Annotated in this window: 22 protein-coding genes, 1 pseudogene and 1 riboswitch; of the genes and pseudogenes, 6 read left to right on the forward strand and 17 right to left on the reverse strand. The window is 72.4% G+C overall.

Annotated elements, in window-relative coordinates; genetic code table 11:
* Positions 1 to 94: 94 nt before the first annotated feature.
* Both ABZ386_RS39925 and trpS read right to left on the reverse strand, forming a co-directional pair.
* Entirely contained in the window at positions 95 to 676 is a 582-nt protein-coding gene (locus tag ABZ386_RS39925) for a 2'-5' RNA ligase family protein (RefSeq protein WP_114254885.1), read from the reverse strand.
* Positions 677 to 817: 141 nt separating this feature from the next.
* Complete coding sequence (trpS, locus tag ABZ386_RS39930) at positions 818 to 1,831, reverse strand: tryptophan--tRNA ligase (protein ID WP_351337287.1); 1,014 nt, start codon at positions 1,829 to 1,831, stop codon at positions 818 to 820.
* A 285-nt stretch (positions 1,832 to 2,116) separates the two neighbouring features.
* On the opposite strand from trpS, the gene ABZ386_RS39935 reads away from it, so the two are divergent.
* Positions 2,117 to 2,716 carry a hypothetical protein gene (locus ABZ386_RS39935; RefSeq protein WP_351338044.1) on the forward strand — a complete coding sequence of 200 codons (600 nt, stop codon included), beginning with the start codon at positions 2,117 to 2,119 and terminating at the stop codon, positions 2,714 to 2,716.
* 13 nt (positions 2,717 to 2,729) lie between these two features.
* On the opposite strand, the gene ABZ386_RS39940 is transcribed toward ABZ386_RS39935, so the two are convergent.
* The 4 genes from ABZ386_RS39940 to ABZ386_RS39955 form a co-directional block, all read right to left on the reverse strand.
* Positions 2,730 to 4,211, reverse strand: a complete 1,482-nt coding sequence (locus ABZ386_RS39940) for a glycine hydroxymethyltransferase (protein WP_358968380.1) — start codon at positions 4,209 to 4,211, stop codon at positions 2,730 to 2,732.
* Positions 4,211 to 4,296, reverse strand: a riboswitch (ZMP/ZTP riboswitch). It overlaps the preceding gene by 1 nt.
* Positions 4,297 to 4,392: 96 nt before the next feature.
* Positions 4,393 to 5,574, reverse strand: coding sequence for a glutathionylspermidine synthase family protein (locus tag ABZ386_RS39945; RefSeq protein WP_358968383.1), 1,182 nt, complete (start codon positions 5,572 to 5,574; stop codon positions 4,393 to 4,395).
* Positions 5,575 to 5,589: 15 nt separating this feature from the next.
* Positions 5,590 to 5,946 carry a hypothetical protein gene (locus tag ABZ386_RS39950; protein WP_351337295.1) on the reverse strand — a complete coding sequence of 119 codons (357 nt, stop codon included), beginning with the start codon at positions 5,944 to 5,946 and terminating at the stop codon, positions 5,590 to 5,592.
* Between the two features lie 754 nt (positions 5,947 to 6,700).
* Complete coding sequence (locus ABZ386_RS39955; RefSeq protein WP_358968385.1) at positions 6,701 to 7,165, reverse strand: hypothetical protein; 465 nt, start codon at positions 7,163 to 7,165, stop codon at positions 6,701 to 6,703.
* A 463-nt stretch (positions 7,166 to 7,628) separates the two neighbouring features.
* On the opposite strand from ABZ386_RS39955, the gene ABZ386_RS39960 reads away from it, so the two are divergent.
* Complete coding sequence (locus ABZ386_RS39960; protein ID WP_351338046.1) at positions 7,629 to 8,474, forward strand: hypothetical protein; 846 nt, start codon at positions 7,629 to 7,631, stop codon at positions 8,472 to 8,474.
* A 76-nt stretch (positions 8,475 to 8,550) separates the two neighbouring features.
* Here the strand turns inward: ABZ386_RS39960 and ABZ386_RS39965 are convergent, their stop codons facing one another.
* On the reverse strand, positions 8,551 to 9,942 hold the full coding sequence (locus tag ABZ386_RS39965; RefSeq protein WP_351337303.1) for a PLP-dependent aminotransferase family protein: 1,392 nt from the start codon (positions 9,940 to 9,942) through the stop codon (positions 8,551 to 8,553).
* A gap of 47 nt (positions 9,943 to 9,989) precedes the next feature.
* Here ABZ386_RS39965 and ABZ386_RS39970 point away from each other — a divergent pair, with 47 nt between their 5' ends.
* Genes ABZ386_RS39970 through ABZ386_RS39980 form a run of 3 tightly spaced genes read left to right on the forward strand, consistent with a single transcriptional unit; the run spans position 9,990 to position 11,649 of the window.
* Entirely contained in the window at positions 9,990 to 10,493 is a 504-nt protein-coding gene (locus ABZ386_RS39970; protein ID WP_351337306.1) for a carboxymuconolactone decarboxylase family protein, read from the forward strand.
* Positions 10,490 to 10,936, forward strand: coding sequence for a carboxymuconolactone decarboxylase family protein (locus ABZ386_RS39975; RefSeq protein ID WP_351337309.1), 447 nt, complete (start codon positions 10,490 to 10,492; stop codon positions 10,934 to 10,936). The genes ABZ386_RS39970 and ABZ386_RS39975 overlap by 4 nt, the downstream gene beginning before the upstream one ends.
* Complete coding sequence (locus tag ABZ386_RS39980) at positions 10,933 to 11,649, forward strand: isocitrate lyase/phosphoenolpyruvate mutase family protein (protein WP_355720954.1); 717 nt, start codon at positions 10,933 to 10,935, stop codon at positions 11,647 to 11,649. The genes ABZ386_RS39975 and ABZ386_RS39980 overlap by 4 nt, the downstream gene beginning before the upstream one ends.
* Positions 11,650 to 11,655: 6 nt before the next feature.
* On the opposite strand, the gene ABZ386_RS39985 is transcribed toward ABZ386_RS39980, so the two are convergent.
* The 6 genes and pseudogenes from ABZ386_RS39985 to ABZ386_RS40010 form a co-directional block, all read right to left on the reverse strand.
* Complete coding sequence (locus tag ABZ386_RS39985; RefSeq protein ID WP_358968388.1) at positions 11,656 to 12,612, reverse strand: ABC transporter substrate-binding protein; 957 nt, start codon at positions 12,610 to 12,612, stop codon at positions 11,656 to 11,658.
* 1 nt (position 12,613) lies between these two features.
* Positions 12,614 to 14,563 (reverse strand): ABC transporter permease subunit, encoded by a 1,950-nt coding sequence (locus ABZ386_RS39990; protein WP_351337318.1) that lies wholly within the window; start codon positions 14,561 to 14,563, stop codon positions 12,614 to 12,616.
* A complete protein-coding gene (locus ABZ386_RS39995) occupies positions 14,563 to 15,633 on the reverse strand; it encodes a glycine betaine/L-proline ABC transporter ATP-binding protein (RefSeq protein ID WP_358968404.1) in 1,071 nt (356 codons plus the stop codon). Before ABZ386_RS39995 ends, ABZ386_RS39990 begins: the two co-directional genes overlap by 1 nt.
* 32 nt (positions 15,634 to 15,665) lie before the next feature.
* The gene (locus ABZ386_RS40000) at positions 15,666 to 17,198 is read right to left on the reverse strand and encodes a GMC oxidoreductase (RefSeq protein ID WP_351337320.1); all 1,533 of its coding nucleotides are present in this window, start codon (positions 17,196 to 17,198) and stop codon (positions 15,666 to 15,668) included.
* 64 nt (positions 17,199 to 17,262) lie between these two features.
* Complete coding sequence (locus tag ABZ386_RS40005) at positions 17,263 to 18,783, reverse strand: aldehyde dehydrogenase family protein (RefSeq protein ID WP_356501490.1); 1,521 nt, start codon at positions 18,781 to 18,783, stop codon at positions 17,263 to 17,265.
* A gap of 141 nt (positions 18,784 to 18,924) precedes the next feature.
* Positions 18,925 to 19,107, reverse strand: a pseudogene (locus tag ABZ386_RS40010) (DUF664 domain-containing protein); the annotation flags it as partial.
* A 173-nt stretch (positions 19,108 to 19,280) separates the two neighbouring features.
* Between ABZ386_RS40010 and ABZ386_RS40015 the strand changes: the two are divergent.
* The gene (locus ABZ386_RS40015; RefSeq protein ID WP_356501488.1) at positions 19,281 to 20,177 is read left to right on the forward strand and encodes a GNAT family N-acetyltransferase; all 897 of its coding nucleotides are present in this window, start codon (positions 19,281 to 19,283) and stop codon (positions 20,175 to 20,177) included.
* A 57-nt stretch (positions 20,178 to 20,234) separates the two neighbouring features.
* Here ABZ386_RS40015 and ABZ386_RS40020 read toward each other — a convergent pair whose 3' ends face one another.
* The 4 genes from ABZ386_RS40020 to ABZ386_RS40035 all read right to left on the reverse strand — a co-directional run bounded on the left by ABZ386_RS40020 (position 20,235) and on the right by ABZ386_RS40035 (position 24,581).
* Complete coding sequence (locus ABZ386_RS40020) at positions 20,235 to 21,224, reverse strand: malate dehydrogenase (RefSeq protein WP_031119905.1); 990 nt, start codon at positions 21,222 to 21,224, stop codon at positions 20,235 to 20,237.
* A 344-nt stretch (positions 21,225 to 21,568) separates the two neighbouring features.
* Positions 21,569 to 22,858 carry a DUF2690 domain-containing protein gene (locus ABZ386_RS40025; protein WP_356501486.1) on the reverse strand — a complete coding sequence of 430 codons (1,290 nt, stop codon included), beginning with the start codon at positions 22,856 to 22,858 and terminating at the stop codon, positions 21,569 to 21,571.
* A gap of 387 nt (positions 22,859 to 23,245) precedes the next feature.
* A complete protein-coding gene (locus ABZ386_RS40030; RefSeq protein ID WP_351337333.1) occupies positions 23,246 to 23,737 on the reverse strand; it encodes a DUF3017 domain-containing protein in 492 nt (163 codons plus the stop codon).
* Positions 23,727 to 24,581: a bifunctional methylenetetrahydrofolate dehydrogenase/methenyltetrahydrofolate cyclohydrolase gene (locus ABZ386_RS40035; protein ID WP_356501484.1), complete on the reverse strand. Its 855-nt coding sequence runs from the start codon at positions 24,579 to 24,581 to the stop codon at positions 23,727 to 23,729. The genes ABZ386_RS40030 and ABZ386_RS40035 overlap by 11 nt, the downstream gene beginning before the upstream one ends.
* Between the last annotated feature and the right edge of the window lie 72 nt (positions 24,582 to 24,653).

The raw sequence follows: 24,653 nt of genomic DNA on the forward strand, positions 1-24,653 counted from the left end.
GGGCCCCCGGCGACCGCGGCAGGGCCCGGCAGAGTACCCGGCGGCTGTCGTCCGGGCCCGCCGGAGTGTTCCGGGGGCCGGCGCTGGTCCGCGGTCAGCGGGTGGGGACCGAGCCTCGTTCCACGCGGCCGGCCTGGGGCGGGACCACCGAGCCGCCGCCGAAGGTGAACTCGCGCAGCTTGCGCCAGACGCCGTCGGCGCCCTGTTCGTAGAGGGCGAAGCCGGTGCAGGGCCACTCGGCCTCGTAGCCGGCGAGTTCCTCGAAGGCGCGGTCCATCGCCGCCTCGTCGATGCCGTGCGCGACGGTGACGTGCGGGTGGTAGGGGAACTGCAGTTCGCGCGGGACCGGACCGGCGGGGTCGCGGACCTGCTGCTGCAGCTCGGTGCAGGCCTCCGCGCCCGCGACGACCCGGACGAACACCACCGGCGACAGGGGCCGGAACGTGCCGGTGCCGGACAGCCGCATGGGGAACGGCCGGCCGGCCGCGGCGACCTCGGTCAGATGGGCCTCGACGGCCGGCAGGGCGGTGTCGTCGATCTCCGTCGGCGGCAACAGGGTGACGTGCGTGGGGATGCCGTGAGCCGCGGCGTCGCCGAAGCCCGCGCGCAGCTGCTGGAGCTCGCTGCCGTGAGGCTCCGGGACCGCGATCGAGACACCGATCGTTACGGTCCCCACATCGTCTCCTGTCGTTCAGTTAGCGGGCCGCTGATACGACCACCCGGTTATCGACTGTACGGCCACGACCCGGTTACAGGCAGGCGCAACCGGAGTGATGTACAGCGCTGTGCGGTGGTACGGCTGCGCGCGGGAGCGGGTTCAGTGCTTGGCGGGCAGGAAACCGACCCTGTCGTACGCCTGGGCGAGGGTCTCCGCGGCGACCGCGCGGGCCTTCTCCGCGCCCTTGGCGAGGATCGAGTCGAGCGTCTCGGGGTCGTCCAGGTACTGCTGCGTGCGCTCCCGGAACGGCGTCACGAACTCGACCATGATCTCGGCGAGGTCCGTCTTGAGCGCGCCGTACATCTTGCCCTCGTACTCCCGCTCCAGCTCGGCGATCGGCTTGCCGGTGAGCGTGGAGTGGATGGTGAGGAGGTTGGACACGCCGGGCTTGTTCTCCGCGTCGTAGCGGATCACCGTGTCCGTGTCGGTGACCGCGCTCTTGACCTTCTTCGCGGTGGCCTTCGGCTCGTCGAGGAGGTTGATGAGGCCCTTCGGCGTGGACGCCGACTTGCTCATCTTGATCGACGGGTCCTGGAGGTCGTAGATCTTCGCCGTTTCCTTGAGGATGTACGGCTTCGGGAGGGTGAAGGTCTCGCCGAAGCGGCCGTTGAAGCGCGTGGCGAGGTCGCGGGTGAGCTCGATGTGCTGGCGCTGGTCCTCGCCGACCGGGACCTCGTGGGCCTGGTAGAGCAGGATGTCCGCGACCTGGAGGATCGGGTACGTGAACAGGCCGACCGAGGCGCGCTCGGCGCCCTGCTTGGCGGACTTGTCCTTGAACTGGGTCATCCGGCCGGCCTCGCCGAAGCCGGTGAGGCAGTTCATGATCCAGGCGAGCTGCGCGTGCTCGGGGACGTGGCTCTGGACGAAGAGCGTGCAGCGGTCCGGGTCGAGACCCGCGGCGAGGAGCTGGGCGGCGGCCAGGCGCGTGTTCGCGCGCAGGTCCTTCGGGTCCTGCGGGATGGTGATCGCGTGCAGGTCGACGACCATGTAGAAGGCGTCGTGGGTCTCCTGCAGGGCCACCCACTGGCGGACGGCGCCGAGGTAGTTGCCGAGGTGGAACGAACCGGCGGTGGGCTGGATGCCGGAGAGCACGCGGGGTCGGTCAGAGGCCATGCTCACCATTCTCTCAGGTCCCGGGGGGCGATCCGGAACGGGCTGGAAACAGACGGGATCCCGTTCGGCTCCGGCGGTGTAACAAGGGGTGAGGCGCGGGAGGGGGGGGGCTGCCCCTGGCCGCGCTCGGGCACTGCGGACGGGGAGGGGGATCCCTTGCGGGCACGAGGCTGGGTGGTGCGGGGCGCGCTGGTGGTGGCGGTGGCGGGCGCGGTGGCCGGGTGCGCGGCCGTGCCGGCCGTCGTGGCTCTCCCGGCGCGGGAGCGGGACGTGCCCGACGTGGCGATGGTCATCGCGGGTGGTACGGGGCGGACGACGGCGGTGCGCTCCGGCGAGCCGGCCTTCGCCCGGCTGTGGCAGCTGCTGGAGCCCACGCACACCGGGACGGAGCGGGTTCCGGAGGAGTGGGCGGAGGGGAACTTCCCGCGGGTGCGGCTCACGGTGGTGTGGGGGCTGTCCGGGGTCGGCGGGTGGCCGAGCACGAACCGGCCGCCGGGCGGGGACGTGGCCGTCGAGCGGCAGGACCAGCTGGTGGTGGCCGAGGACGGCACCCCGTGGGTGCGGTCGGATCCGACGCCCGCCGTGGAGGACGACGACATCCGCTGGCACCGGGCGCCCCGGTCCGTCTTCGAGCGGCTGGACAGGGCGCGGCTGCTCGGTGACGGGGACGGCGGGCCCGCCGGGAGCACGGCCGCCGCCGCGGACCTGGACGGTCCGGGGCGGGGTGACGTACGGGGTGACGTCCGGTGGGCGGTGACGGCGGGGGCGCTGGGGCTCGCGGCCGGTGCGGGCGGCACGCTGCTGATGCACCGCGCGGCGGCCCGGCGGGAAGCCGGACCGCCGCGGGAGGAGCCGCGTCAGGTGCTGATCGACCTGGACGAATGACGAGCCCGGGGCGTCAGCCCAGGTCGATCTCCGGGTACAGCGGGAAACCGGCCACGAGGTCGGTGGCGCGGCGGGAGATCTCGTCGGCGATCTTGCCGTCGAGGACGTGGGCCGCCTTGGAGGGGGCGCCCGACTTGGTCGTGCCCGGTTCCGTGGTGGTGAGGACCCGGTCGATCAGGCCCGCGACCTCGTCCATCTCCGCCGTGCCCAGGCCGCGGGTGGTGAGCGCGGGCGTGCCGATGCGGATGCCCGAGGTGTACCAGGCGCCGTTCGGGTCGGCGGGGATGGCGTTGCGGTTGGTGACGATGCCCGACTCGAGCAGGGCGGCCTCGGCCTGGCGGCCGGTGAGGCCGTAGGAGGAGGCGACGTCGATCAGGTTCAGGTGGTTGTCCGTGCCGCCCGTGACCAGCGTGGCGCCGCGGCGCATCAGGCCCTCGGCCAGCGCCCGGGAGTTGTCGACGATGCGCTGGGCGTAGTCGCGGAAGGACTCCTGGCGGGCCTCCGCGAGGGCGACGGCCTTGGCGGCCATGACGTGCGGGAGCGGGCCGCCGAGGACCATCGGGCAGCCGCGGTCGACCTGGTCCTTCAGGGAGTCGTCGCACAGGACCATGCCGCCGCGCGGGCCGCGCAGGGACTTGTGGGTGGTGGTCGTCACGATCTGGGCGTGCGGGACCGGGTCGAAGTCGCCGGTGAGGACCTTGCCCGCGACCAGGCCCGCGAAGTGCGCCATGTCGACCATGAGCGTGGCGCCGACCTCGTCGGCGATCTCGCGCATGATCCGGAAGTTCACCAGACGGGGGTACGCGGAGTAGCCGGCGACGATGATCAGCGGCTTGAACCCACGGGCGGAGGTGCGCAGGGCCTCGTAGTCGATCAGGCCCGTGGCCGGGTCGGTGCCGTAGGAGCGCTGGTCGAACATCTTGCCGGAGATGTTCGGGCGGAAGCCGTGGGTGAGGTGGCCGCCGGCGTCCAAGGACATGCCGAGCATGCGCTGGTTGCCGAAGGCGCGGCGCAGCTCCGCCCAGTCGGCCTCGGAGAGGTCGTTGACCTGGCGAACGCCGGCCTTCTCCAGGGCGGGCAGCTCGACGCGCTGGGCGAGGACCGACCAGAAGGCGACGAGGTTGGCGTCGATGCCGGAGTGCGGCTGGACGTAGGCGTGGCGGGCGCCGAAGAGCTCCTTGGCGTGCTCGGCGGCGAGGGACTCGACGGTGTCGACGTTGCGGCAGCCGGCGTAGAAGCGGCGGCCGATGGTGCCCTCGGCGTACTTGTCGCTGAACCAGTTTCCCATCGCCAGCAGCGTGGCCGGGGAGGCGTAGTTCTCGGAGGCGATCAGCTTGAGCATCTCGCGCTGGTCGGCGACCTCCTGGCCGATGGCGTCCGCCACGCGGGGTTCGACGGCGCGGATCACGTCGAGGGCGGCGCGGTAGGCGGTGGAAGCGGTGGAGAGGGGCTCGGCTGGCATGTGGGACCTCCGGACGTTGCGTTCAGCGTTCACGGTACGGCCCAGGCGCACGGCTCTCGTCTCCCGGGCCGCTCCCCGATGGTTCGTCCATCCCAGCGCGCCAGTCACGGCCCTCGGTCAGCCTACCGGGTGCCGTTCGTTGCCGGGTGCGGGTGGTAGGTGGCTTGTCGCGCAGTTCCCCGCGCCCCTTGTGGGCGACTCCCCTCAAGCCCCTCTAAAGGATCACGTGGGGCAGGAAGCGTGCGTACTCGTCCGTGATCAGGCCCGACGATTCCCGGATGCCCAGGCCCGCCGACTCGTTCTCCACCACCCACGCGCCCAGGACCACGCGGTTGCCGTCGAAGTCGGGCAGGGGGGCGAGTTGCTGGTAGCAGCAGGGTTCGTCGCGGGTGACGGGTTCCGTGCCGGGCTCGTGGATCGTCACGCCGGCACCCTCTCGGCCCAGCAGGGGCTTCGCCACCCAGCCCTTCGCGGGCAGGTCCCGGGGGCCGTCCAGGTAGGCCGGGAGGAGGTTCGGGTGGTCGGGGTAGAGCTCCCAGAGGATCGCCAGGAGGGCCTTGTTGCTGAGGAGCATCTTCCAGGCCGGTTCTATCCACAGGGTGGAGCCCGTGCCGCCGCCGTTGTCGAGGGTGTCCAGGACGTGGTCGGCGAAGCGGTCGGTGGTGAGCCACTCCCAGGGGTAGAGCTTGAAGATGCTGCGGATGAAGCGGAGGCGGTTGTCGACGAAGCGGCCGGAGAGGCGGTCCCAGCCGATCTCCTCCATGGCGATCCAGTCGGTGGCCAGGCCCGCCTGTTCGGCGGTCTCCTTGAGGTAGGCGACCGTCATCATGTCCTCGCCGAGTTCGTCGGCGGAGGAGTACGCGAAGTACAGGGGGCTGCCCGGCGGGAGGAGCGCGGACTGCTTCTTCCAGGCGTCGATGAGGCGTTCGTGGAGGGAGTTCCACTGGTCGGCGCCGGGGAAGCGCTCCTCCATCCAGAACCACTGGGGGGACGCGGCCTCGACCAGTGAGGTGGGGGTGTCGGCGTTGTACTCCAGGAGCTTGGCCGGGCCGGTGCCGTCGTAGCGGAGGTCGAAGCGGCCGTAGACGGAGGGGAGTTCGGCGCGGCGGTGCCAGGCCTCGGCGACCGCCCGGGCCACCCGGGGGTCGGTGATGCCGAGGTCGGCGAAGCGGCCCTCGGTGACGATGTGCTCGGCCGCCGCCAGGCACATGCGGTGGAGTTCCTCGACCACCTCCTCCAGGGCCTCGATCTCCGGGAGGGTGAAGACGTAGTACGCGCTCTCGTCCCAGTAGGGGCGCAGGGAGTCGTCGGGGTAGCGGGTGAGCGGGTAGATCAGGCCCTGTTCCTCGACGGTCTGCTGCCAGCCGGGGCGGGGTTCCGCGGTGCGGCGTTCCATCTGCGTACGGCCCGGTCAGCCGCCGCCGCTGCCGGAGCCGGAGCAGCCGAAGCCGCCCCGGTCGACGGCCTCGCTGCGGCTGAAGGTGCCGTGGTCGGCGTAGCCGCCGCTGACGTCGGCGTCGTAGTACCAGTCGGCGTCCATGGCCCTGGTCTTGCCGGTCTTCTTGCGGGACTTGCCGGTGGAGGAGCCGGAGGACGACGTGCAGTTCTGGTCGGCGACGATCTTGTAGCCGTTGATGTAGTCGTAGCTGTCCCGGTCCACACAGCGGCGGTCCGGGTCGGAGCCGCACGCGGACAGGGCCGCCGCGAGGACGCCCATGCCGCCCAGCACCACCGTGCTCGAACGCAGTCGTCGCCGTGTTTCCGCCATGTCCGTGTCTCCCCCTGGGTGTCCCCGTGTGCACTGCCGAGCGGACAGCGTCTCTGATCAGCTTAGTGATCCTGAGTGGGCTTGAGTTTCCGGGATCGTTTTCCGTGTGGGGAGGCATGGGCGTGGAGGTGGAATCCTGCGCCCAGTGCTGCTCCGCGCGGCTGGTGTCGGCGGGTGGGTGTGCTGGTCGTCGGCACGCCCTGGTGCCGGTGGGCTGCGCGGGGCAGCCGTCCTGGGCCCGTGATGGGGGTCCCCCCGCTCGAGCGGGGGAGTGCCCTGCGTCGCCTGGGCGCGGGGCGTGTGGTGCGGCGCCGGGTGGGGGCGGTCTCGGACCGGTCGGCCCGGCTGGTCTTCGTGGCCGGAGTGACCAGGGCTGTGGCTTCGAGTTTGTCCGCCACCGAGCGGATGGCCATGGTGCCCGTGGCGCGGTCGGTGGCGGTCTGGCCTGGTGGGCCGGGCCGCGGGCGGCGATGCTCCTCCAGAGGGGCACCCCCAGCCACGCCCCGGTGTCGCGGTCGCCCTGCCAGCCGCACTCCGGGTTGGGGCAAACGGCCCATTTCCAGCTGGTGGGCCGGTCAGGGGCCTTGCGGTGGCGCAGCGGGACCAGGCAGCGGGGGCAGTGGCGGGAGGTGTCCCGGGCCGGGACGGCATCCGGTCCACGATCTGCCCGCGCACGGCTCGGGAGAGGCGGGTGTTCAGGGTGCGTCCCATGCCGCGGGCTTCCATCGAGCGGAGGTCCTCGACGTGGATCACGCTAGCCGATGAGTTGCCGGCAGTGGCCGTTCTCGGCGTGCAGGTGCTCACCGTTGCGGCGCAGCCGGTGCACTCTGGCCAGCCCACCGGCCGTCCGGAACATGCCCCCGGCACCGAGAGCCGTGATGCGCCCGTCGCCGTGCAGGCGGGCCGCGCCTGCGCTGAGGAGGGTGTTCAGGCCCCAGTCCACCCCGAGCGCGGTCGTGTGCCCGCTGCGCCGGGCTTGACGGCAGGGCAGCTGCAGCCGCAGCAGCGCCCGGCGCGGATCATCCCCGCGCACGATCGTGGCCTGCTGCCCGTCACAGGCGGACAGCAGCAGCATCCGCGCTGCGCGGGGCACGGCCTCCAGATCGAACAGACCAGCAGGCAACCGCCCCTGCACGCGCACGAAGGCGGTCACCTGACGGGAGCGGGACGTGATCAGGGCGGAGGGCAGATCCCGGCCGCCGGCCACGGCTTCGCGCACGGCCTGCCACTCAACCGGAGTGCGCTCCGCAGGATCGGCAGGCCACGTCCTGAGAACCCCAGCGGTCAGGTCGGCCAGCCACTTCGCCGACCGCAGAACGCGCCCGGCCCCCGGCGTCCGCACCCGAGGCCAGCAGGTCCACATCGGCGGCATTCCAGTGCGCGGCCAGCAACTCGTCAGCAATGCCGCACACCAGATCAGCGGCCCAGCCCACCCTCTGCGCCAGCACCCCCGCGGTGAGGACCTCCCCTGTCTTCTCCTCCGCCCCGGCACGCAGCAGGCCAGGGGCACAAGCAGTGCGGGCCGTCTCGCCTTCGCCGAGCGGCAGCTTCCGGCTCACCCCCATGGGCAACACATCACCACGGGCCTGAGGAAACGGATGAGCCTAGAGATCGGTGAGAACGGAGGCGCACGAACCCCCCGTCTGCCGGCCTCACCGTACTGTCGATTTATGATCTTTGGGATGCTGTGCGCCCTTGGTGCCGCCGTCTGCTTCGGTACGGCGACGGTGCTTCAGGCGATCGCCGCGCGGGTGGCGGCCGCGACCGGGCCGGTCGGGGACGTGGCGCTGTTGTGGCGGGCGCTGCGGCAGTGGCGGTATCTGGCCGGGCTCGCGCTGGACGGGCTCGGTTTCGGGTGGCAGATCCTCGCGCTGCGGTCCGTGCCGATCTACGCCGTCGGAGCGGCGCTGGCGGCGAGTCTCGCGGTGACGGCCGTGGTCGCGGCGCGGCTGCTGGGGGTGCGGCTGAGCCGGGTCGAGTGGGCGGCGGTGGGGGTGGTGTGCGCCGGGCTCGCGCTGCTGGGGCCGGCGTCCGGGGCGGAGGGCGACGGGGCCGGGCCGGTCTGGCTGAGGTGGGCGCTGGTCGGCGCGGTGGCCGGGGTGCTGCTGCTCGGGGTCGCGGGCGGGCGGCTGCCGGAGCGGGGGCGGGCGCTCGCGCTGGGGTTGGCTGCGGGGCTGGGGTTCGGGGTGGTGGAGGTGGGGGTGCGGCTCATCGACGGGCTCACGCCGACCGTGCTCTTCACGAACCCGGCGGCGTTCGCGCTGCTGCTCGGCGGCGGGGCCGCGTTCCTGCTGCTGACCTCCGCCCTCCAGCGCGGGGCGGTCACCACGGCGACCGCCGGGCTGGTGCTCGGGGAGACGGTCGCGCCCGCGCTGATCGGCGTGGTGTGGCTCGGGGACCGGACGCGGCCGGGGCTGGGATGGCTGGCGCTGCTCGGTTTCGCGGTGGCGGTGGCCGGGGCGCTGGCGCTGTCGCGGTTCGGGGAGGCGCCGGTCGAGGCGGCGGACGGCGTGGTCGCGCGGAAGTGACCGGACGTCCGTCCCGGCTTGTCATCGCAAGGGGCGGAGTGGCATGCCGCGGTATTCCGGCGGCGAAGTCCCGCGATTATCCGGGCAGTACCGCGCACAGCGCGTCCAGCGCCCCCGACCAGGCGTGGTCCGGTGGTGTGCCGTAGCCGACGACCAGGGCGTCGACCGGTTCGGCGAGCGCGCCCGGGCGCCGGTAGCGGGTGAGTCCGTGGACCGCGAGGCCCTGCCAGCGGGCGGCCTGGACCACCGACTCCTCGGTGCCGGGCGGCAGCCGCAGCAGGACGTGCAGGCCGGCCGCGATGCCGGTGACGCGGGCCTCAGGGGCCCGGGCCGCGACGGCGGCGACCAGGGCGTCCCGGCGGCGCCGGTAGCGCAGGCGGGCCGCGCGGACGTGCCGGTCGTAGGCGCCGGACGTGAGGAACTCGGCCAGGGTCAGCTGGTCCAGCACCCCGCAGGTGTCGACACCGCCCTTGGCCTCGGCGACCTGCTGGGTCAGGTCCGGCGGCAGCACCATCCAGCCCAGCCGCAGCCCGGGCGCGAGGGATTTGCTCGCGGTGCCCAGGTAGACCACCCGGTCGGGGTCCAGGCCCTGGAGCGCGCCGACGGGCTGCCGGTCGTAGCGGAACTCGCCGTCGTAGTCGTCCTCCAGCACCAGCCCGCCGGTGCGCCGCGCCCAGTCCACGACGGCCGCGCGGCGGTCGCGGTGCAGGGGCACGCCCATGGGGAACTGGTGGGCGGGGGTGAGCAGGACCGCGTCGGCGGCGGACAGACCGCCCGGGTCCGTGCCCAGCCCGTCGAAGGGCAGCGGGGCGAGGTCCAGGCCGGACGCGGTCAGGAGCCTGCCGTGCGTGCCGAGGCCGTACGACTCGACCGCGACCGTCCGTGCCCCGCGTTCCCGCAGGACCGTGCCGAGCAGCTTCAGGCCGTGGGCGAACCCGGAGCACACCACGATCCGTTCGGGGTCGGCGCGGACGCCCCGGGCCCGGGAGAGGTAACCGGCGAGCGCGGTCCGCAGCTCGGGGCGGCCGCGGGGGTCGTCGCCGTAGTCCAGCGCGTGGTGGGGGGCGGTGTGGAGGGCGCGGCGGGCCGCCTTGAGCCACTCGGCGCGCGGGAAGGACGCGAGGTCGGGGCTGCCGGGGCGCAGGTCGTAAGCGGGGCGGGTGCGGGCCCGGGGGTGGGGTGCCGTGCCGCTGGGCGGGACGACCTCGCGCTCGGCGACCCGGGTCCCCGAGCCCTGCCGGGCCGTGAGCCAGCCCTCGGCGGCCAGGTCGGCGTAGGCGTCGGCGACCGTGTTGCGGGCGATGCCCAGGTCGGCGGCGAGCGCGCGGGAGGAGGGCAGCCGGGTGCCGGGGGCGAGCCGGCCGGAGCGGACCGCTTCGCGCAGGGCGTCGGTCAGGCCCCGGCGCAGTCCGGGGCCGGCCGGTTCCAGATGCAGGTCGACACCGAAAGTGGCCCAGGGTTTCGCCATGGAAATGGACCATACCCCTGGGCTGCTTTCTTCCTAGGGTCGAGTCCATGACGATCAGCGAAGAGAAGACCGTGGAGTACGCCCCCGAGGAGCCCGCCCGCCTGGACTGGGCCAAGCACGCGCCCGAGGTCTACAAGGCGATGGTCCGACTGGAGATCGCCGCCCGGCAGGGCCTCGACCACAAGCTGTACGAGCTGGTGAAGATCCGCGCCTCGCAGCTCAACCACTGCGCCTTCTGCATCGACATGCACACCAAGGACACCCTCGCGGCGGGCGAGAGCGTCGAGCGGATCGTGCAGCTCAGCGCCTGGGAGGAGTCGCGGCACTTCTACACCGCGAAGGAGCTGGCGGCCCTGGAGCTGACGGAGGCCGTGACGGTCCTGACGGACGGTTTCGTGCCGGACGAGGTGTACGAGAAGGCCGCGAAGCACTTCGAGGAGGCCGAGCTGGCGCAGCTCATCGCCGCGATCGCGACGATCAACGCCTGGAACCGGTTCGGCGTGACCTGCCGGATGACGCCGGGGCACTACCAGCCGGGCCAGTACAAGTGACGGCCCGGACCCGGCTGCTGGACCCCGGGGTCGCCCGGGCCATGTCCGCCCTGAGCGCCACCGCCAAGCAGGGCCTCGGCGACCCGGCCCTGGCCGAACTCGTGGTGATCCGCGCCTCGCAGCTCAACCACTGCGCGTTCTGCCTCGACATGCATCTCGCGATCGCCCGCGAGCACGGCGTGAGCGAGAAGCGGCTCGATCTGCTGGCGGCCTGGGAGGAGGCCGGGGACGTCTTCGACGAGCGGGAGCGGGCGGCGCTCGCGCTGACGGAGGCGGTGACCGTGCTGACCGAGGGCTTTGTGCCGGACGAGGTGTACGAGCGGGCCGCGAAGCACTTCGACGAGGTCCGGCTCGCGCACCTGATCGGGCTGGTCGTCGCCATCAACAACTGGAACCGGGTGATGGTCGCCCGCCGTATTCCGCCGGGGGGTCACACGCCATGAGCAAGGCCGACACGTTCCGAGCCCTGCACCACCACCGGGCGCCCGGGGATCCCCTCGTCCTGCCCGGGCCCTGGGACGCGGCCAGTGCCCGGGTGTTCGCCGAGGCGGGCTTCCCGGCGCTCGCCACGCCCAGCGCCGGCGTCGCCGCCTGTCTCGGGTACGAGGACGGGCAGGTCCCGGCCGACGAGATGTTCGCCGCGGTCGCCCGGATCACCGGGGCCGTCGACGTGCCCGTGTCGGCGGACGTGGAGGGCGGATACGGGCTCGCGCCGAAGGAGCTGGTGGAGCGGCTGCTGGAGGCGGGGGCGGTGGGCTGCAACCTTGAGGACTCGGCGGGCGGGGTACTCAAGGACCCGCACGCGCACGCCGCATGGCTGGCCGACGTGCGGGAGGCGGCGGGTGATCGGCTCTTCGTCAACGCGCGCGTGGACACCTTCGCCCGCGGGGTCGTCGACCCGGAGCGGGCCATCGAGCGGGCCGCGCTGTACGTCGCCGCGGGGGCCGACTGCGTCTACCCGATCGGCGCCCCGCCGGACGTGCTGCCGCTGCTGCGGGCCGGGATCCAGGGGCCGATCAACGTCGGGGCCCTGGTCGACGAGGGCCCCTCGCCCGCCGAACTCGGCGCGCGAGGGGCCACCCGGATCACCTTCGGGCCGGGACTCCAGCGGCGGGCCGCCCGGGCCCTGCGGGAGATCGCCGACCGGCTGGCCTAAAGGACGTCAGGACAGCCACTTCTTCCAGGTGGACTTGTGGCTGTCCACCCACTTCTTCGCCGCGTCCTCCGGCGTCATCTTCTGCTCGGCGATCATCAGGGAGACCTCGTTCTGGTCCTCGGTCGTCCACTGGAACTTCCTCAGGAAGGCCGCCGCCTTGCCGCCGTTCTTCGCGAAGCCCGAGTTCAGGTACTTCTGCAGCGGCGTGTGCGGATAGGCGCAGGCGACCTTCTCCGGGTCGGCGTCGCAGCCCTCCTTGTACGGCGGCAGCTTCACCTCGGTCATCGGGACCTTCTTGAAGAGCCACTGCGGCGCGTACCAGTAGGTGAGGAAGGGCTTCTTCTCCTTGGCGAACTGCTTGATCTGCGTGATCTGCGCCGCCTCGGAGCCCGCGAACACCACCTGGTAGTCCAGCTTCAGGTTCTTCACCAGCGCCTTGTCGTTGGTGACGTAGGACGGCGAACCGTCCATCAGCTGGCCCTTGCTGCCGCTCTCGGGGGTGCGGAACAGGTGGGAGTACTTGTTGAGGTTCTTCCAATTCGTGATGTCGGGGTACTTCTTGGCGAGGTACGTCGGCACGAACCAGCCGATGTGGCCGGTGACGCCGAGTCCGCCGCCCCGGGCGATCGTCTTCTTGTCGTCGACGTACCGCTTCTCCTGCTCGGGGTGGCCCCAGTCCTCCAGGATCGCGTCGACGCGGCCCTGGCTGAGGGCGTCCCAGGCGGGCACCTCGTCGACCTGGACGGTGTCGACGCGGTAGCCCAGCTCGTGCTCCAGCAGGTACTGGGCGACGGCCACGTTGGCCTGGGCGCCCACCCAGGACTGCACGGACAGGGTCACGGTCTTGGCGCCCTGGGCGCCCGCGAAGGGCGAGGCCTGCTTGGTCATGTCGGCGGCGCCGCAGCCGGTGAGCAGCGCCAGGGAGCTCACCGCGGCGACCGCGGCGGTCGTACGGACTCGCATGTCACGCTCCCTTCTTCGCGCGGCGTTCGGTGGGCTGGGTCACCCGGTCGAGCATCAGGCCGAGGCAGACGATCGCCACGCCGGCCACCAGACCGGTCGCCAGGTCGCCCTGGGCGAGGCCGAAGACGACGTCGTAGCCGAGCGCGCCACCGCCGACCAGGCCGCCGATGACGACGACGGCGAGGACCAGGACGAGACCCTGGTTGACGGCGAGCAGCAGGGCGGGGCGGGCCAGTGGCAGCTGGACCTGCCGCAGTTGCTGCCAGCTGGTCGCGCCGAGCGAGCCGGACGCCTCCAGCGCGGCCGGGTCGACCTGGCGCAGGCCCTGGGTGGTGATGCGGACGACGGCCGGCAGCGCGTAGACGATCGCGGCCGCGACGGCCGGGGCGCGGCCGACGCCGAACAGGGCGACGACCGGGATCAGGTACACGAACTGCGGCATCGTCTGGAAGACGTCGAGGACGGGGCGCAGTGCCCGTTCCAGGCGGTCGCTGCGGGCCGCGGCGATACCGACGGCGAAGCCGACGACGAGGGTGACGGCGACGGCCGCGAGGACCTGGGAGAGGGTGTCCAGCGACGGCTTCCAGACGCCGAGGACGCCGATCGCGGCCATGGCGAGGACGGCGGTGAGCGCGGTGCGCCAGGTGCCGATCACCCAGGCCAGGGCGGCGACGATGAGCAGCAGGGACCACCAGGGCAGCCCCTGCAGGCCGTCGCGGACCGGGTCGAGGACCCAGGTGGTGAAGTGGCCCGCCCAGTCGGCGGTGCCGCCGATGACGGGGACGCCGGAGTACAGGTGCGCGGTCATCCAGTCGACGGCGCGGTTGACGGGCTCGGCGATGCCCACGACCCAGGTGTCGGGCCAGTCGAGGCGGCCCGCGAGCCGTCCGGCGACCGCCACGGCGACGACCCCGGCCAGGGCGAGCAGCCGGCCGAGCCGGCCGCGGGGCTCCGGTGCGGCGCCGAGCTTCTCGCCCGCCGCGCCGGTGACGCGGTCCAGGACGACGGCCAGCAGCACGATCGGGATGCCGGCGGCGAGCGCGGCGCCGACGTCGACCGAGGCCAGGGCCTGGTAGACGCGGTCACCGAGGCCGCCCGCGCCGATGACGGCGGCGATGACGGCCATGGACAGCGCCATCATGATCGTCTGGTTGACGCCGAGGAGGAGTTCCTTGCGGGCCAGCGGGATGCGGGCGGTCAGCAGCCGCTGGCGTGCGGTGGAGCCGAGCGATTCGACGGCCTCCAGCACTTCCTTGTCGGCGCCGCGCAGGCCGAGCGCGGTGAGGCGTGCCATGGGCGGGGCGGCGTAGATGACGGTGGCCAGGACGGCCGCGGGGACGCCGATGCCGAAGACGAGGACGACCGGCAGCAGGTAGGCGAAGGCGGGCAGCACCTGCATGGTGTCCAGGACCGGTCGCAGAACGCGGTCCATGCGGTCGGACAGCCCGGCGGCGAGCCCGAGCAGGGCGCCCACCACGACCGACGCGAGGACCGCGACGACCATCAGGGCGAGGGTCTGCATGGTCGGCACCCACATGCCGAGCAGGCCGCAGGCGAGGAACGCGACGGCCGTGCCGAGCGCCAGCTTCACTCCGGCCACCCGCCAGGCGACCAGGGCGCCCAGGGCGGTGACACCGGCCCAGCCGACGGCCAGGAGGGTGAGGTAGACGGCCCGGACGGCGATGACGACGACGTTGCTGACGTGGCCGAAGAAGTACAGGAACAGCGGGTGGCTGTCGCGGTTGTCGATGATCCAGTCGCTGGCCTTGGCGAGCGGCTCGGAGAAGTCGACGGTCAGCGCGCTCGGCCAGGTGCCGCTGGCCCAGCGGGCGTTGGCCAGGGGGACGAGGATCGCTGCCGCGACGGCGAGCAGGAGAAGCTTCTGGACGGCCCGGTTCTTCAGCAGTCCGGGCAGGCCGATGCGGGGCGGGTTCGCCGTGATGGTCGCCATCACACCGCCTCCCTGGGCTGCTCCGTCCCCGGCGGGGCGGGGTGCTCCGTGCCGGCGACGACGCCGAGGAGGGTGTCGGAGTCGACCATGCCCACGCACCGGCCCTTGTCCACGACCCGGGCGGGGGCGCCGGCGCGGGCGACGGCCTCGATGGCCTCGGAGACCGTGGCGTCGGGCCGGACCGCCGGTCCGCTGCCGTCCAGCTCCGCCGAGGGGCGGCGCATGGCCGTGCGGACCGTCATGACCTGCTCGCGCGGGACGTCCCGGACGAACTCGCGGACGTAGTCGTCGGCGGGCGAGCCGACGATCTCCTCGGGCGTGCCGAGCTGCACGACCCGGCCGTCACGCATCAGGGCGATGCGGTCGCCCAGCCTGAGGGCCTCCTGGAGGTCGTGGGTGATGAAGACCATCGTGCGGCCCTCCTCGCGGTGCAGCCGGACGACCTCCTCCTGCATGTCGCGCCGGATCAGCGGGTCGAGCGCGCTGAACGGCTCGTCGAACAGCAGGACCTGGGGGTCGACGGCGAGGGCCCGGGCGAGGCCCACGCGCTGGCGCTGGCCGCCGGAGAGCTGGCCGGGGCGGCGGTGCTCCATGCCCTCAAGGCCGACCTTGGCGACGACCTCGGCGGCCCGTTCGCGCCGCTCGGCCTTGCCCATGCCCTGGATCTCCAGGCCGTAGGCGACGTTGTCGAGGACCGTGCGGTGCGGCAGCAGGCCGAAGTGCTGGAAGACCATCGCGGCGCGGTGGCGGCGCAGTTCGCGCAGCCGGGAGCGGTCCATGGCGCGGACGTCCTCGCCGTCGATGGCGATGGTGCCGGCGGTCGGCTCGATCAGCCGGGTCAGACAGCGCACGAGCGTGGACTTGCCGGAGCCGGACAGGCCCATGACGACGAAGACCTCGCCCTTGCGCACGTCGAAGCTGACGTCCCGGACGGCTGCGGTGCAGCCGGTGCGGGCGCGCAGCTCGGCGGCGTCGAGGGCGGTGAGTTCGGGGTCGGCCGGGACGCGGTCGGCCTTGGGGCCGAACACCTTCCACAGGCCCTCCACCGAGAAGACGGGGGTGGTGTCCATGGTCTGCTCCGTCGGGGGTTCGAGGGTCGCGGTCACTTGGCACCACCACCGATCAGCTCGGCGGCCTTCTCCCCGACCATGAGCACGCCGATCATCGGGTTCACCGTGGTCATGGTGGGGAACACGGAGGCGTCGGCGATGCGGATGCCTTCGAGGCCGCGGATGCGCAGCTCGGGGTCGACGACGGCCAGCTGGTCGTCGGCGGCGCCCATCTTGCAGGTGCCGGCCGGGTGGTAGACGGTGTGCGCGACCTTGCGGGCGTACTCGCTGAGCTCCTCGTCACCGGTGACGTCCGGGCCGGGGGCCACCTCGCGCTTGAGCCAGCCGGCCAGCGGCTCGGTCTTGGCGATCTCGCGGGCGATCTTGATGCCGTCGACGAGGGTCCTGCCGTCGTAGTCGTCCTCGTCGGTGAAGTAGCGGAAGTCCAGGGCGGGCTTGACCTCGGGGTCGGCGCTGGTCAGGTAGAGCCGGCCGCGGCTCTTGGGCTTGGGGATGTTCGGGGTCATGGAGACGCCGAACTCCGGCCGCCGGTAGCCCAGTCGCTCCGGGTTGTCCGTGAAGGGGATCTGGTAGAAGTGGAACATCAGGTCGGGGTGCGGCAGTTCGGGGTCGCGCCGCACGAACAGGCCCGCGTCGGAGTCCATCGCGGAGTTCTCCGGGATGGGGCCGTTGGTCTCCCAGACGATGACCGACTCGGGGTGGTCGAGGAGGTTCTCGCCGACGCCCGGCAGGTCGTGCGTGACGGGGATGCCGAGCTTCTCCAGGTCGGCCTTGGGGCCGATGCCGGAGTGCATCAGCAGCCGGGGCGAGTCGACGGCGCCGGCGCACAGCAGGACCTCGTTGCGGGCCTTGACGAGGATCTCCTCGCCGTCCTTGGTGCGCACGTGCACGCCCTCGGCGCGGTTGCCGTCCAGCTGGAGCTTGTACGCCCAGGTCTCCAGCAGGATCGTCAGGTTGGGCCGCTCGTCCATCACCGGGTGCAGATACGCCACCGACGCCGAGGACCGCTTGTTGTTCTCGGGGTGGTAGGCGAGGTCGAAGAAGCCGACGCCCTCGGTGAAGGGCTTCTTGTTGAAGCCGTCGACGCGCGGCACGCCGAGCGCCTCCTGGGCGGCGTCGACGAAGTCGCGGGCGATGGCGTTCCGGTCCTTCTCGTCGACCGGGACGATGTTGTTGAGCAGCCGGGCGAAGTACGCCTCCATCTGCACCGCGCCCCAGCCCTTGGCGCCGGCGGCCTCCCACTCGTCCCAGTCGGCGGGCAGCGGCTTGAAGGCGATCAGGGTGTTGTGCGAGGAGCAGCCGCCCAGCACGCGGGCCCGGCTGTGCCGGATGTGCGAGTTTCCGCGTGGCTGTTCGGTGGTGGGGTAGTCGTAGTCGAGTTCACCGCCGAGCAGGCCCATCCAGCGGCGCAGGGTCAGCACGTCGTCGCGGCCCACGTCGCTGGGGCCGCCCTCGATGACGGCGACGGTGACATCGGGGTTCTCGGTGAGACGGGAGGCGATGACGGAACCGGCGGTTCCGCCGCCTATCACGACATAGTCGTACTCATGACTGGCGTGGGACATGGCGTGCTTGCTCCAGTGGGGGTGGACCGGGGGGAAGTGGTCGGGCTCGAAGGGTGGGGGGAGGTCAGCCCGCGAACCAGCGCACCGGCTTCGGGGCGAGGTTCTGGTAGACGTGCTTGGTCTCTCGGTACTCGGCGAGTCCGGCCGGGCCGAGTTCGCGGCCCACTCCGCTCTTGCCGAAGCCGCCCCATTCCGCCTGCGGCAGGTAGGGGTGGAAGTCGTTGATCCAGATCGTGCCGTGGCGCAGCCGTCCGGCGACGCGGCGGGCGCGGCCCGGGTCGGCGGTCCAGACGCCGCCCGCGAGGCCGTACTCCGTGTCGTTGGCGAGGGCGACGGCCTCGTCCTCGGTGCGGAAGGTCTCGACGGTGAGGACCGGCCCGAAGACCTCCTCCCGCACGACGCGCATCTCGCGGTGGCAGTGGTCGAGGACGGTCGGCTCGTAGAAGTAGCCGTTCTCCGGGCGCTCCGGGGACGGCTCGGGGCGCTTGCCGCCGGAGCGCAGGACCGCGCCCTCCTTGAGGGCGGACTCGACGTACATCTCGACCTTGGCGCGCTGCTGCTCGGAAACGAGCGGGCCGCACTCGACGCCCTCCTCGGTGCCGCGGCCGAGGCGGATCTTCTCGGCGCGCCGGGCGAGTTCGGCCACGAAGCGGTCCCGCACCGACTCCTCGATGATGAGGCGGGCGCCGGCCGAACAGACCTGGCCGCTGTGGATGAAGGCGGCGTTGAGGGCCTGGTCGACGGCGGTGTCGAAGCCCTCCTCGGTGGCGCAGGCGTCGGCGAAGACGACGTTGGGGTTCTTGCCGCCGAGTTCGAGGGCGACCTTCTTGACGGTGGGCGCTGCGGCCTGGGCCACCTTGGTGCCGCTGACCAGGCCGCCGGTGAAGGAGACCAGGTCGATGTCGGGGTGCTCGGAGAGCCGGGCGCCGACCGAGTGGCCTGGGCCGGTGACGATGTTGGCGACCCCGGCGGGCAGTCCGGCCTCGACGAGCAGGTCGATCAGCGCGATCGTCGTCATCGGCGTGATCTCGCTGGGCTTGATGACGAAGGTGTTGCCGGCGGCGAGAGCCGGGGCGATCTTCCAGCTGGCCTGGAGCAGCGGGTAGTTCCAGGGCGTGATCATCGCGCAGACGCCGATGGGCTCGTGCACGACGACGCTGTGGATGTCGGGCGAGCCGGCGTCCACGACCCGGCCGGGGGCCTCGCCCGCCACCAGGTCGGCGAAGTAGCGGAAGGCGTCGGCGACACAGTCGATGTCGACGCGGCCCTCCTCGACGGTCTTGCCCGCGTCCTGGGCCTCCAGCCGGCCCAGCTTCTCCCGGTCCCGCACGAGCAGGTCGGCGACGCGGCGCAGCAGCGCGGCCCGCTCGGTGACGGGGGTGTGCGGCCACGGCCCCTCGTCGAACGCCCGGCGGGCGGCGGCGATCGCCAGATCGGTGTCCTTCTCGTCGCCCTCCGCGACCACGGCGAACGGCAGGGCGTCCGCGGGGTCGAGGATCTCGCGCGTGGCGCCGGAGACGGCCGCACGCCACTCCCCTCCCGCGTGGATGGTTTCGCGCGCCTGAAGCTCGGTACTTTCCGCCATGATCGCTTTTCGCCTTCCGTTCCTGATCAGCGCCTCTGTGTCACACACGTGTCACCAAGACCGAGTGCGCCTGCCCTGCGCCCCCGGATGCATGCGCGATCCGTGGCCGAAAGTGCGCTGTGTCACGGGAGATGTGGACAATCAGGGGCAAACCACCCGCCGATCAGGGCCGGGACGCCAGATCACCCAAGGCCGGAAGCCGTCCGGCGGGCCCTCCCCCACCCGTCCGTCGATCACCTCGCGGATGAGGTCGGCGTGCCCGACGTGCCGCGCGTACTCCTCGATCAGGTCGACCAGCAGCCGCCGCACACTCGGGGACCGCCCGTCCCTCGCGGTGAACGCGGCGAGCCGGCCGGCGGCTCCAGCGGCACCGCTTCCGTGTCCTGAGTCATGCCCGAAGGCCAGAGCCCGGGTCTGACAACGGGCCGGGAGCTCAGCACATCCGGCCGACGCGTTCGGTCGACGCGGGGAAGTCCTTTGACTAAAGTCAAAGAATTATGGAGTCAGTGTCGACCGAGCAGGTGGCGGCCTTCCGCCGGTTCAACCGCTACTTCACACGCCGGATCGGTGTGCTGAACGACCACTACCTCGGCCAGGACCGCCCGCTCGGCGAGGCCCGGCTGCTGTTCGAGATCGCCGAGAGCCCGGCCGGCGTCTCCCTGCGCGAACTCCGGAGCCGGCTCGGCCTGGACGCCGGGTACCTCAGCCGGATGACCAAGGCCCTCCAGGCCCAGGGCATGGTCCGGCTGCGCACCCACCCGGACGACAACCGGCTGCGCATGATCGAACTGACCCCGGCCGGCCGCGTCGAGGTCACGGAGCAGAACCGCCGCGCCGACACCCTCGCCTCGGACGTGCTGACGGGCCTGACCGCACCCCAGCGGCAGCAGCTCACCGACGCGCTGGCCACCGCCCGGCGGCTGCTGCGCCTCGCGGCCATCACCGTCGAGCCGGTCGACGGCCACGCCCCGGACGCCCGCGCCTGCCTCGACGCCTACGCCGCCGACCTCGACGCCCGCTTCCCCGAGGGCTTCGACAAGGCGGACCTGGTCCGGCCCGAGCAGGTCTCGGGGCAGGCGGGCGCGTTCTTCGTGGCGTACGAGGAGGGCCGGCCGGTGGGCTGCGGGGCGCTGCGGCGGCTGGAGCCCGGCGTGGGCGAGATCCGCCATGTGTGGGTGCACCCGGACGCCCGCCGCCTCGGCCTCGCCCGTCGGCTGCTCGCGGCGATCGAGCGGGAGTCCCTGCGCCGCGGCTGGAGCGTCGTACGGCTCGACACGCACGCCGTGCTCACCGAGGCGCGGGCGATGTACCGGGCGGGCGGCTACCGGGAGATCCCGGCGTACACCGACCACGTCTACGGCCAGCACTGGTTCGAGAAGCGGCTGGCCCCCTGAACGCGGGCGGCCCCGCACCGGAGGAACCGGTACGGGGCCGACAGCGAGAACCGGCTGTCAGATGAGGCCGAGGCCGCGGACCGCCTCGCGCTCCTCCTCGAGCTCCTTGACGGAGGCGTCGATCCGGGCGCGGGAGAACTCGTTGATCTCCAGGCCCTGGACGATCTCGTACTTGCCGTCCTTGCAGGTGACGGGGAAGGAGGAGATCAGGCCCTCCGGGACGCCGTAGGAGCCGTCCGACGGGATGCCCATGGAGACCCAGTCGCCCTCGGCGGTGCCGTTGACCCAGGAGTAGACGTGGTCGATGGCGGCGTTCGCGGCGGACGCGGCCGACGAGGCGCCACGGGCCTCGATGATGGCGGCCCCGCGCTTGGCGACGGTCGGGATGAAGTCCTCGGCCAGCCACTTCTCGTCGTTGACGACCTCGGCGGCGTTCTTGCCGGCGACCGTGGCGTGGAAGATGTCCGGGTACTGGGTGGCGGAGTGGTTGCCCCAGATCGTCAGCTTCTTGATCTCGGAGACCGGGGTGCCGGTCTTCTTCGACAGCTGGGTCAGGGCGCGGTTGTGGTCCAGGCGGGTCATGGCCGTGAACCGCTCGGCCGGTACGTCCGGCGCGGCGGCCTGGGCGATCAGGGCGTTGGTGTTGGCCGGGTTGCCGACGACCAGGACCTTGATGTCGTCCGCGGCGTGCGCGTTGATGGCCTGGCCCTGCGGCTTGAAGATGCCGCCGTTGGCCTCCAGCAGGTCACCGCGCTCCATGCCCTTGGTGCGGGGGCGGGCGCCGACGAGCAGACCGACGTTGGCGCCGTCGAAGGCGACGTTCGGGTCGTCCGTGATGTCGATGCCCTGCAGGAGCGGGAACGCGCAGTCGTCCAGCTCCATGGCCGTGCCCTCGGCCGCCTTCAGCGCCGGCGTGATCTCCAGGAGGCGCAGCTTCACCGGCACGTCCGCGCCGAGCAGCTGACCGGAGGCGATGCGGAAGAGCAGGGCGTAACCGATCTGGCCGGCCGCGCCGGTGACGGTGACGTTCACGGGAGTGCGGGTCATGGCGTTCTCCGTATGACAGCTGGCGGTGGGGCCGGGTTCCTGCCCCGGACGTTTGATCGATCTCTCGGCGTCAAGAGATCGATCCAGCGGTCAGGCTATCGCGCATCCGGGATCCCGGACGGCCGGGTCGGTGTGGCCCACCCCACAACACCCTCCGATGCCGCGCGCGCAAAAGGCGGCCGCCCGTCCGGGAGAGAGGGACGAGGCGGCCGCCTGGGGGGAACCGATCGTGCCGGAATCCCGTGGGGGTACCGTTCGCGTGCCCGCGATTCCCGCGGGCATGCCTCCCTCTCGGAAATTCTTTTTCGGCCGCCCACTTGGAGTGGCTAGTGGGGTGGCGCGGGCTACTCGGTGCAGCCCTGCTGTCCGGAGGCGAGCGTGGCGCAGGCCTTGGCGTCGACGGCGCTCTTCACGGCGACCATCGGGGTGTACGCGATCGTGTCCCCGGCCGTCGTGATGCTGCCGCCCTGCTTCGCCTTGCCCGCGCTGACCTCCACCTCGTCGCCCTGCGCCGCCTGGGTGATACGGCCCCAGGCCGCCTTGCAGGTCTCGCTGTAGCGGACCTCGACGACGGTCGTGCCGACGGTGGCGGTCTGGGCCGTGGTCACCAGGTCACCACTGCATCCCATGCTCTCCGCGTCCTTGCCGGTGCAGCTGTCGCCGCTGCACTTCACGCCGGGCGGCAGGTCGGGGTCGGTGCTGGCGGTCGGCGCGGGCGGCTTGGCCTTGCCCTTGTTCTCGTCGTCGCCACCGCCGGCGAGGTAGAAGGCGCCGGCGATCACCACGAGCACGCCGACGACACCCGCGAGGAACGTCCCGGTCCGCCGCTTGCCGGCGGCGGAGCCGCCACGGCCGGCGCGGCCGGGCACGGCGTCCCGCGGGGGCTCGCCGTACGGACCGGCCCCGACGGCCGGCGTCCGGGCGGTTCCACCGGGCGATCCGGCAGACGATCCGGCGTGGGCTCCGGAGCCCGGGCCGGGCCGGAATCCGGTGCCGGCGGGGCTTCCGGGGCCCGAACCGGGCGTGGATCCGGTGCCGGCGGGGCGTCCGCCCGTCGGCGAGGGGCCCTTGTACCCGGCGATGCCCCACGAGTTGACGTCGCTCGCGCCGCCCCGGCCGCCGTCCTCCCGCACGCCGGAGCCGGTGGTGGAGTCCTGGACCTCGGGTGCCGTCGGCTGCGGCGGCACGGTCGGGGCCACTCCGGCCGGGCCCGCGATGCCCGGCGTGACCGTGGCGCTGCCGCTCCGGCGGGCCGTCCTGCCGCCGGCGGCCGTCTTGCCGTCGGCCGCGGAGCCGCCGAAGTCCTGGCCGCCGAACTCCCCCAGCGCGGCGCGCGCCTGGGAGATCCGGATGGCCTCCATCGTCATGTCGTGCCGCATCTCCGAGCGGCTCCAGGCGCGCTCGGCGAGCTCCCACATGGTCGTCAGGTGCACCGGGTTGGTCCCGGTGACCTCGGCCAGGGCGACGATCGCGCCCTTGGGCGCGAGCAGCCGGCCGTTCAGATAACGCTCCCACGACGTCTTGCTGTAGCCCGTGCGGTCCGCCACCGACGCGATACTCAGACCGCTGCGGTCCACGAGTCTGCGCAACTGGCTGGTGAACTCCCTGATCTGTGGATCGAGCTCATCCGGCAAGGCCCTCCAACGAGGCATTGCTTCCCCCCTCTTCCCCCCGGTTCGTGCTGTTATGTCCCGCGCTGTTCGCCCCGCGCGTGGCGGCCTTGGCCGAGTCCCCGTTGTGGCTACCCACAGGGATGCGCCCACTCAGGATCTCAGTTCCCCCGACCGGGGGCGCACAGGAGCACAGGGCCCGCGCGCGATACACCCTGGACCGTCCCGATTGTCCACGCCAACCCCGGTGTTGCACCAGTTCGTGCGAAATCGGAAGCAGGACGTACCGGAACCGTCACTTCCGTGCCACAGCGCTCTGACAGCCGTTGAACAGGCAGTTCGCCGTGCACGAGGGTGGGTCGTGGCGGCGGCCCGTCCTTCCTCGGGGGAGAGGGCGGGCCGCCGTTCACGTCACTCGCTGGTGACCGTGAAGTGCAGCGTGTCCTTCAGGAACGGGATCCGCAGCCACGGGTCCGGCTGCGCCATCAGCGCCAGCATGACGATCACCAGGCCCAGCACCCCGTACGTGACGATGTCCGTGAAGCGGGAGCGGACGGCGAGCATGCCCACGTCGGGCAGCAGCCAGCGCAGCGCGCCGCCGCCCAGTAGGGCGATGCCGATCAGCAGCGTCCCGAGCCGGAACTGGTCGAACGCGGTCACCAGCAGGCCCGCTCCGGCCAGCCCGAGCACGGCGAGGACCGGCCACTGCCGCGCCGGCGCGGGCGCGTCCCCGGAGGCGGCCCGGCCACCGCCCTCGGGCCGCGCGGTGTCCTTGGTGAACAGCGGGAACCGCCGGGTGACCCGCCGCGGTCGCCCCTGGGCGTCGGGCGCGCTGACGGGGTCCCGGACGGTGATGTCCTCGGACGTCTCCTGCCCGCGGGAGGCGTGGGGCTCAGCCGACACTGCGCTCCGCCGCCTCGACCACGTTGACGAGCAGCTGGGCGCGGGTCATCGGGCCGACCCCACCGGGGTTCGGGGAGATGAAGCCGGCGACCTCGGCCACGTCGGGGTGGACGTCGCCCACGATCTTGCCCTCGGCGCTGCGGGAGACGCCGACGTCGAGGACGGCCGCGCCCGGCTTGACGTCCTCGGCGCGGATCAGATGGGCGGAACCGGCCGCGGCGACGATGATGTCCGCGCGCTTCAGGTGCGCCGACAGGTCGCGGGTGCCGGTGTGGCACTGGGTCACGGTCGCGTTCTCGCTGCGGCGCGTGAGCAGCAGCGGCATCGGGCGGCCGATGGTGACACCGCGGCCGACGACGACGACCTCGGCGCCCTTGATCTCGACGCCGTAGCGGCGCAGCAGCGTGAGCACGCCGTTCGGGGTGCAGGGCAGCGGCGCCGGCTCGTTGAGGACGAGGCGCCCGAGGTTCATCGGGTGCAGGCCGTCCGCGTCCTTGTCCGGGTCCATCAGCTCCAGGATGCGGTTCTCGTCGATGCCCTTGGGAAGCGGCAGTTGCACGATGTACCCGGTGCAGGCCGGGTCCTCGTTCAGCTCGCGCACGACCGCCTCGATCTCCTCCTGCGTGGCGGTGGCGGGCAGCTCCCGCTGGATGGAGGCGATGCCGACCTGCGCGCAGTCGCGGTGCTTGCCGGCGACGTACTTCTGGCTGCCGGGGTCGTCCCCGACGAGGATCGTGCCGAGGCCGGGCGTGACGCCCTTCTCCTTCAGCGCCGCCACGCGGGCGGTCAGATCGGACTTGATCGCGGCTGCGGTGGCCTTGCCATCGAGAATCTGGGCGGTCATGGCCCCATCCTCGCGGATGACCCGCCCGTGGTTCCAATCCGGCCGCAATCCGGGCACCGCGGGGCTCCTCCG

This window comes from Streptomyces sp. NPDC006140, from assembly GCF_040628815.1.
In the GTDB taxonomy this organism is placed as follows: domain Bacteria; phylum Actinomycetota; class Actinomycetes; order Streptomycetales; family Streptomycetaceae; genus Streptomyces.

Excerpts from the sequence above, each read along its gene's own strand:
- trpS (WP_351337287.1), bottom strand. The coding sequence starts at position 1,831 with ATGGCCTCTGACCGACCCCGCGTGCTCTCCGGCATCCAGCCCACCGCC.
- ABZ386_RS39935 (WP_351338044.1), top strand. The coding sequence starts at position 2,117 with ATGGTCATCGCGGGTGGTACGGGGCGGACGACGGCGGTGCGCTCCGGC.
- ABZ386_RS39945 (WP_358968383.1), bottom strand. The coding sequence starts at position 5,574 with ATGGAACGCCGCACCGCGGAACCCCGCCCCGGCTGGCAGCAGACCGTC.
- ABZ386_RS39950 (WP_351337295.1), bottom strand. The coding sequence starts at position 5,946 with ATGGCGGAAACACGGCGACGACTGCGTTCGAGCACGGTGGTGCTGGGC.
- ABZ386_RS39960 (WP_351338046.1), top strand. The coding sequence starts at position 7,629 with ATGCTGTGCGCCCTTGGTGCCGCCGTCTGCTTCGGTACGGCGACGGTG.
- ABZ386_RS39965 (WP_351337303.1), bottom strand. The coding sequence starts at position 9,942 with ATGGCGAAACCCTGGGCCACTTTCGGTGTCGACCTGCATCTGGAACCG.
- ABZ386_RS39970 (WP_351337306.1), top strand. The coding sequence starts at position 9,990 with ATGACGATCAGCGAAGAGAAGACCGTGGAGTACGCCCCCGAGGAGCCC.
- ABZ386_RS39980 (WP_355720954.1), top strand. The coding sequence starts at position 10,933 with ATGAGCAAGGCCGACACGTTCCGAGCCCTGCACCACCACCGGGCGCCC.
- ABZ386_RS39985 (WP_358968388.1), bottom strand. The coding sequence starts at position 12,612 with ATGCGAGTCCGTACGACCGCCGCGGTCGCCGCGGTGAGCTCCCTGGCG.
- ABZ386_RS39990 (WP_351337318.1), bottom strand. The coding sequence starts at position 14,563 with ATGGCGACCATCACGGCGAACCCGCCCCGCATCGGCCTGCCCGGACTG.
- ABZ386_RS39995 (WP_358968404.1), bottom strand. The coding sequence starts at position 15,633 with ATGGACACCACCCCCGTCTTCTCGGTGGAGGGCCTGTGGAAGGTGTTC.
- ABZ386_RS40000 (WP_351337320.1), bottom strand. The coding sequence starts at position 17,198 with ATGTCCCACGCCAGTCATGAGTACGACTATGTCGTGATAGGCGGCGGA.
- ABZ386_RS40005 (WP_356501490.1), bottom strand. The coding sequence starts at position 18,783 with ATGGCGGAAAGTACCGAGCTTCAGGCGCGCGAAACCATCCACGCGGGA.
- ABZ386_RS40015 (WP_356501488.1), top strand. The coding sequence starts at position 19,281 with ATGGAGTCAGTGTCGACCGAGCAGGTGGCGGCCTTCCGCCGGTTCAAC.
- ABZ386_RS40020 (WP_031119905.1), bottom strand. The coding sequence starts at position 21,224 with ATGACCCGCACTCCCGTGAACGTCACCGTCACCGGCGCGGCCGGCCAG.
- ABZ386_RS40035 (WP_356501484.1), bottom strand. The coding sequence starts at position 24,581 with ATGACCGCCCAGATTCTCGATGGCAAGGCCACCGCAGCCGCGATCAAG.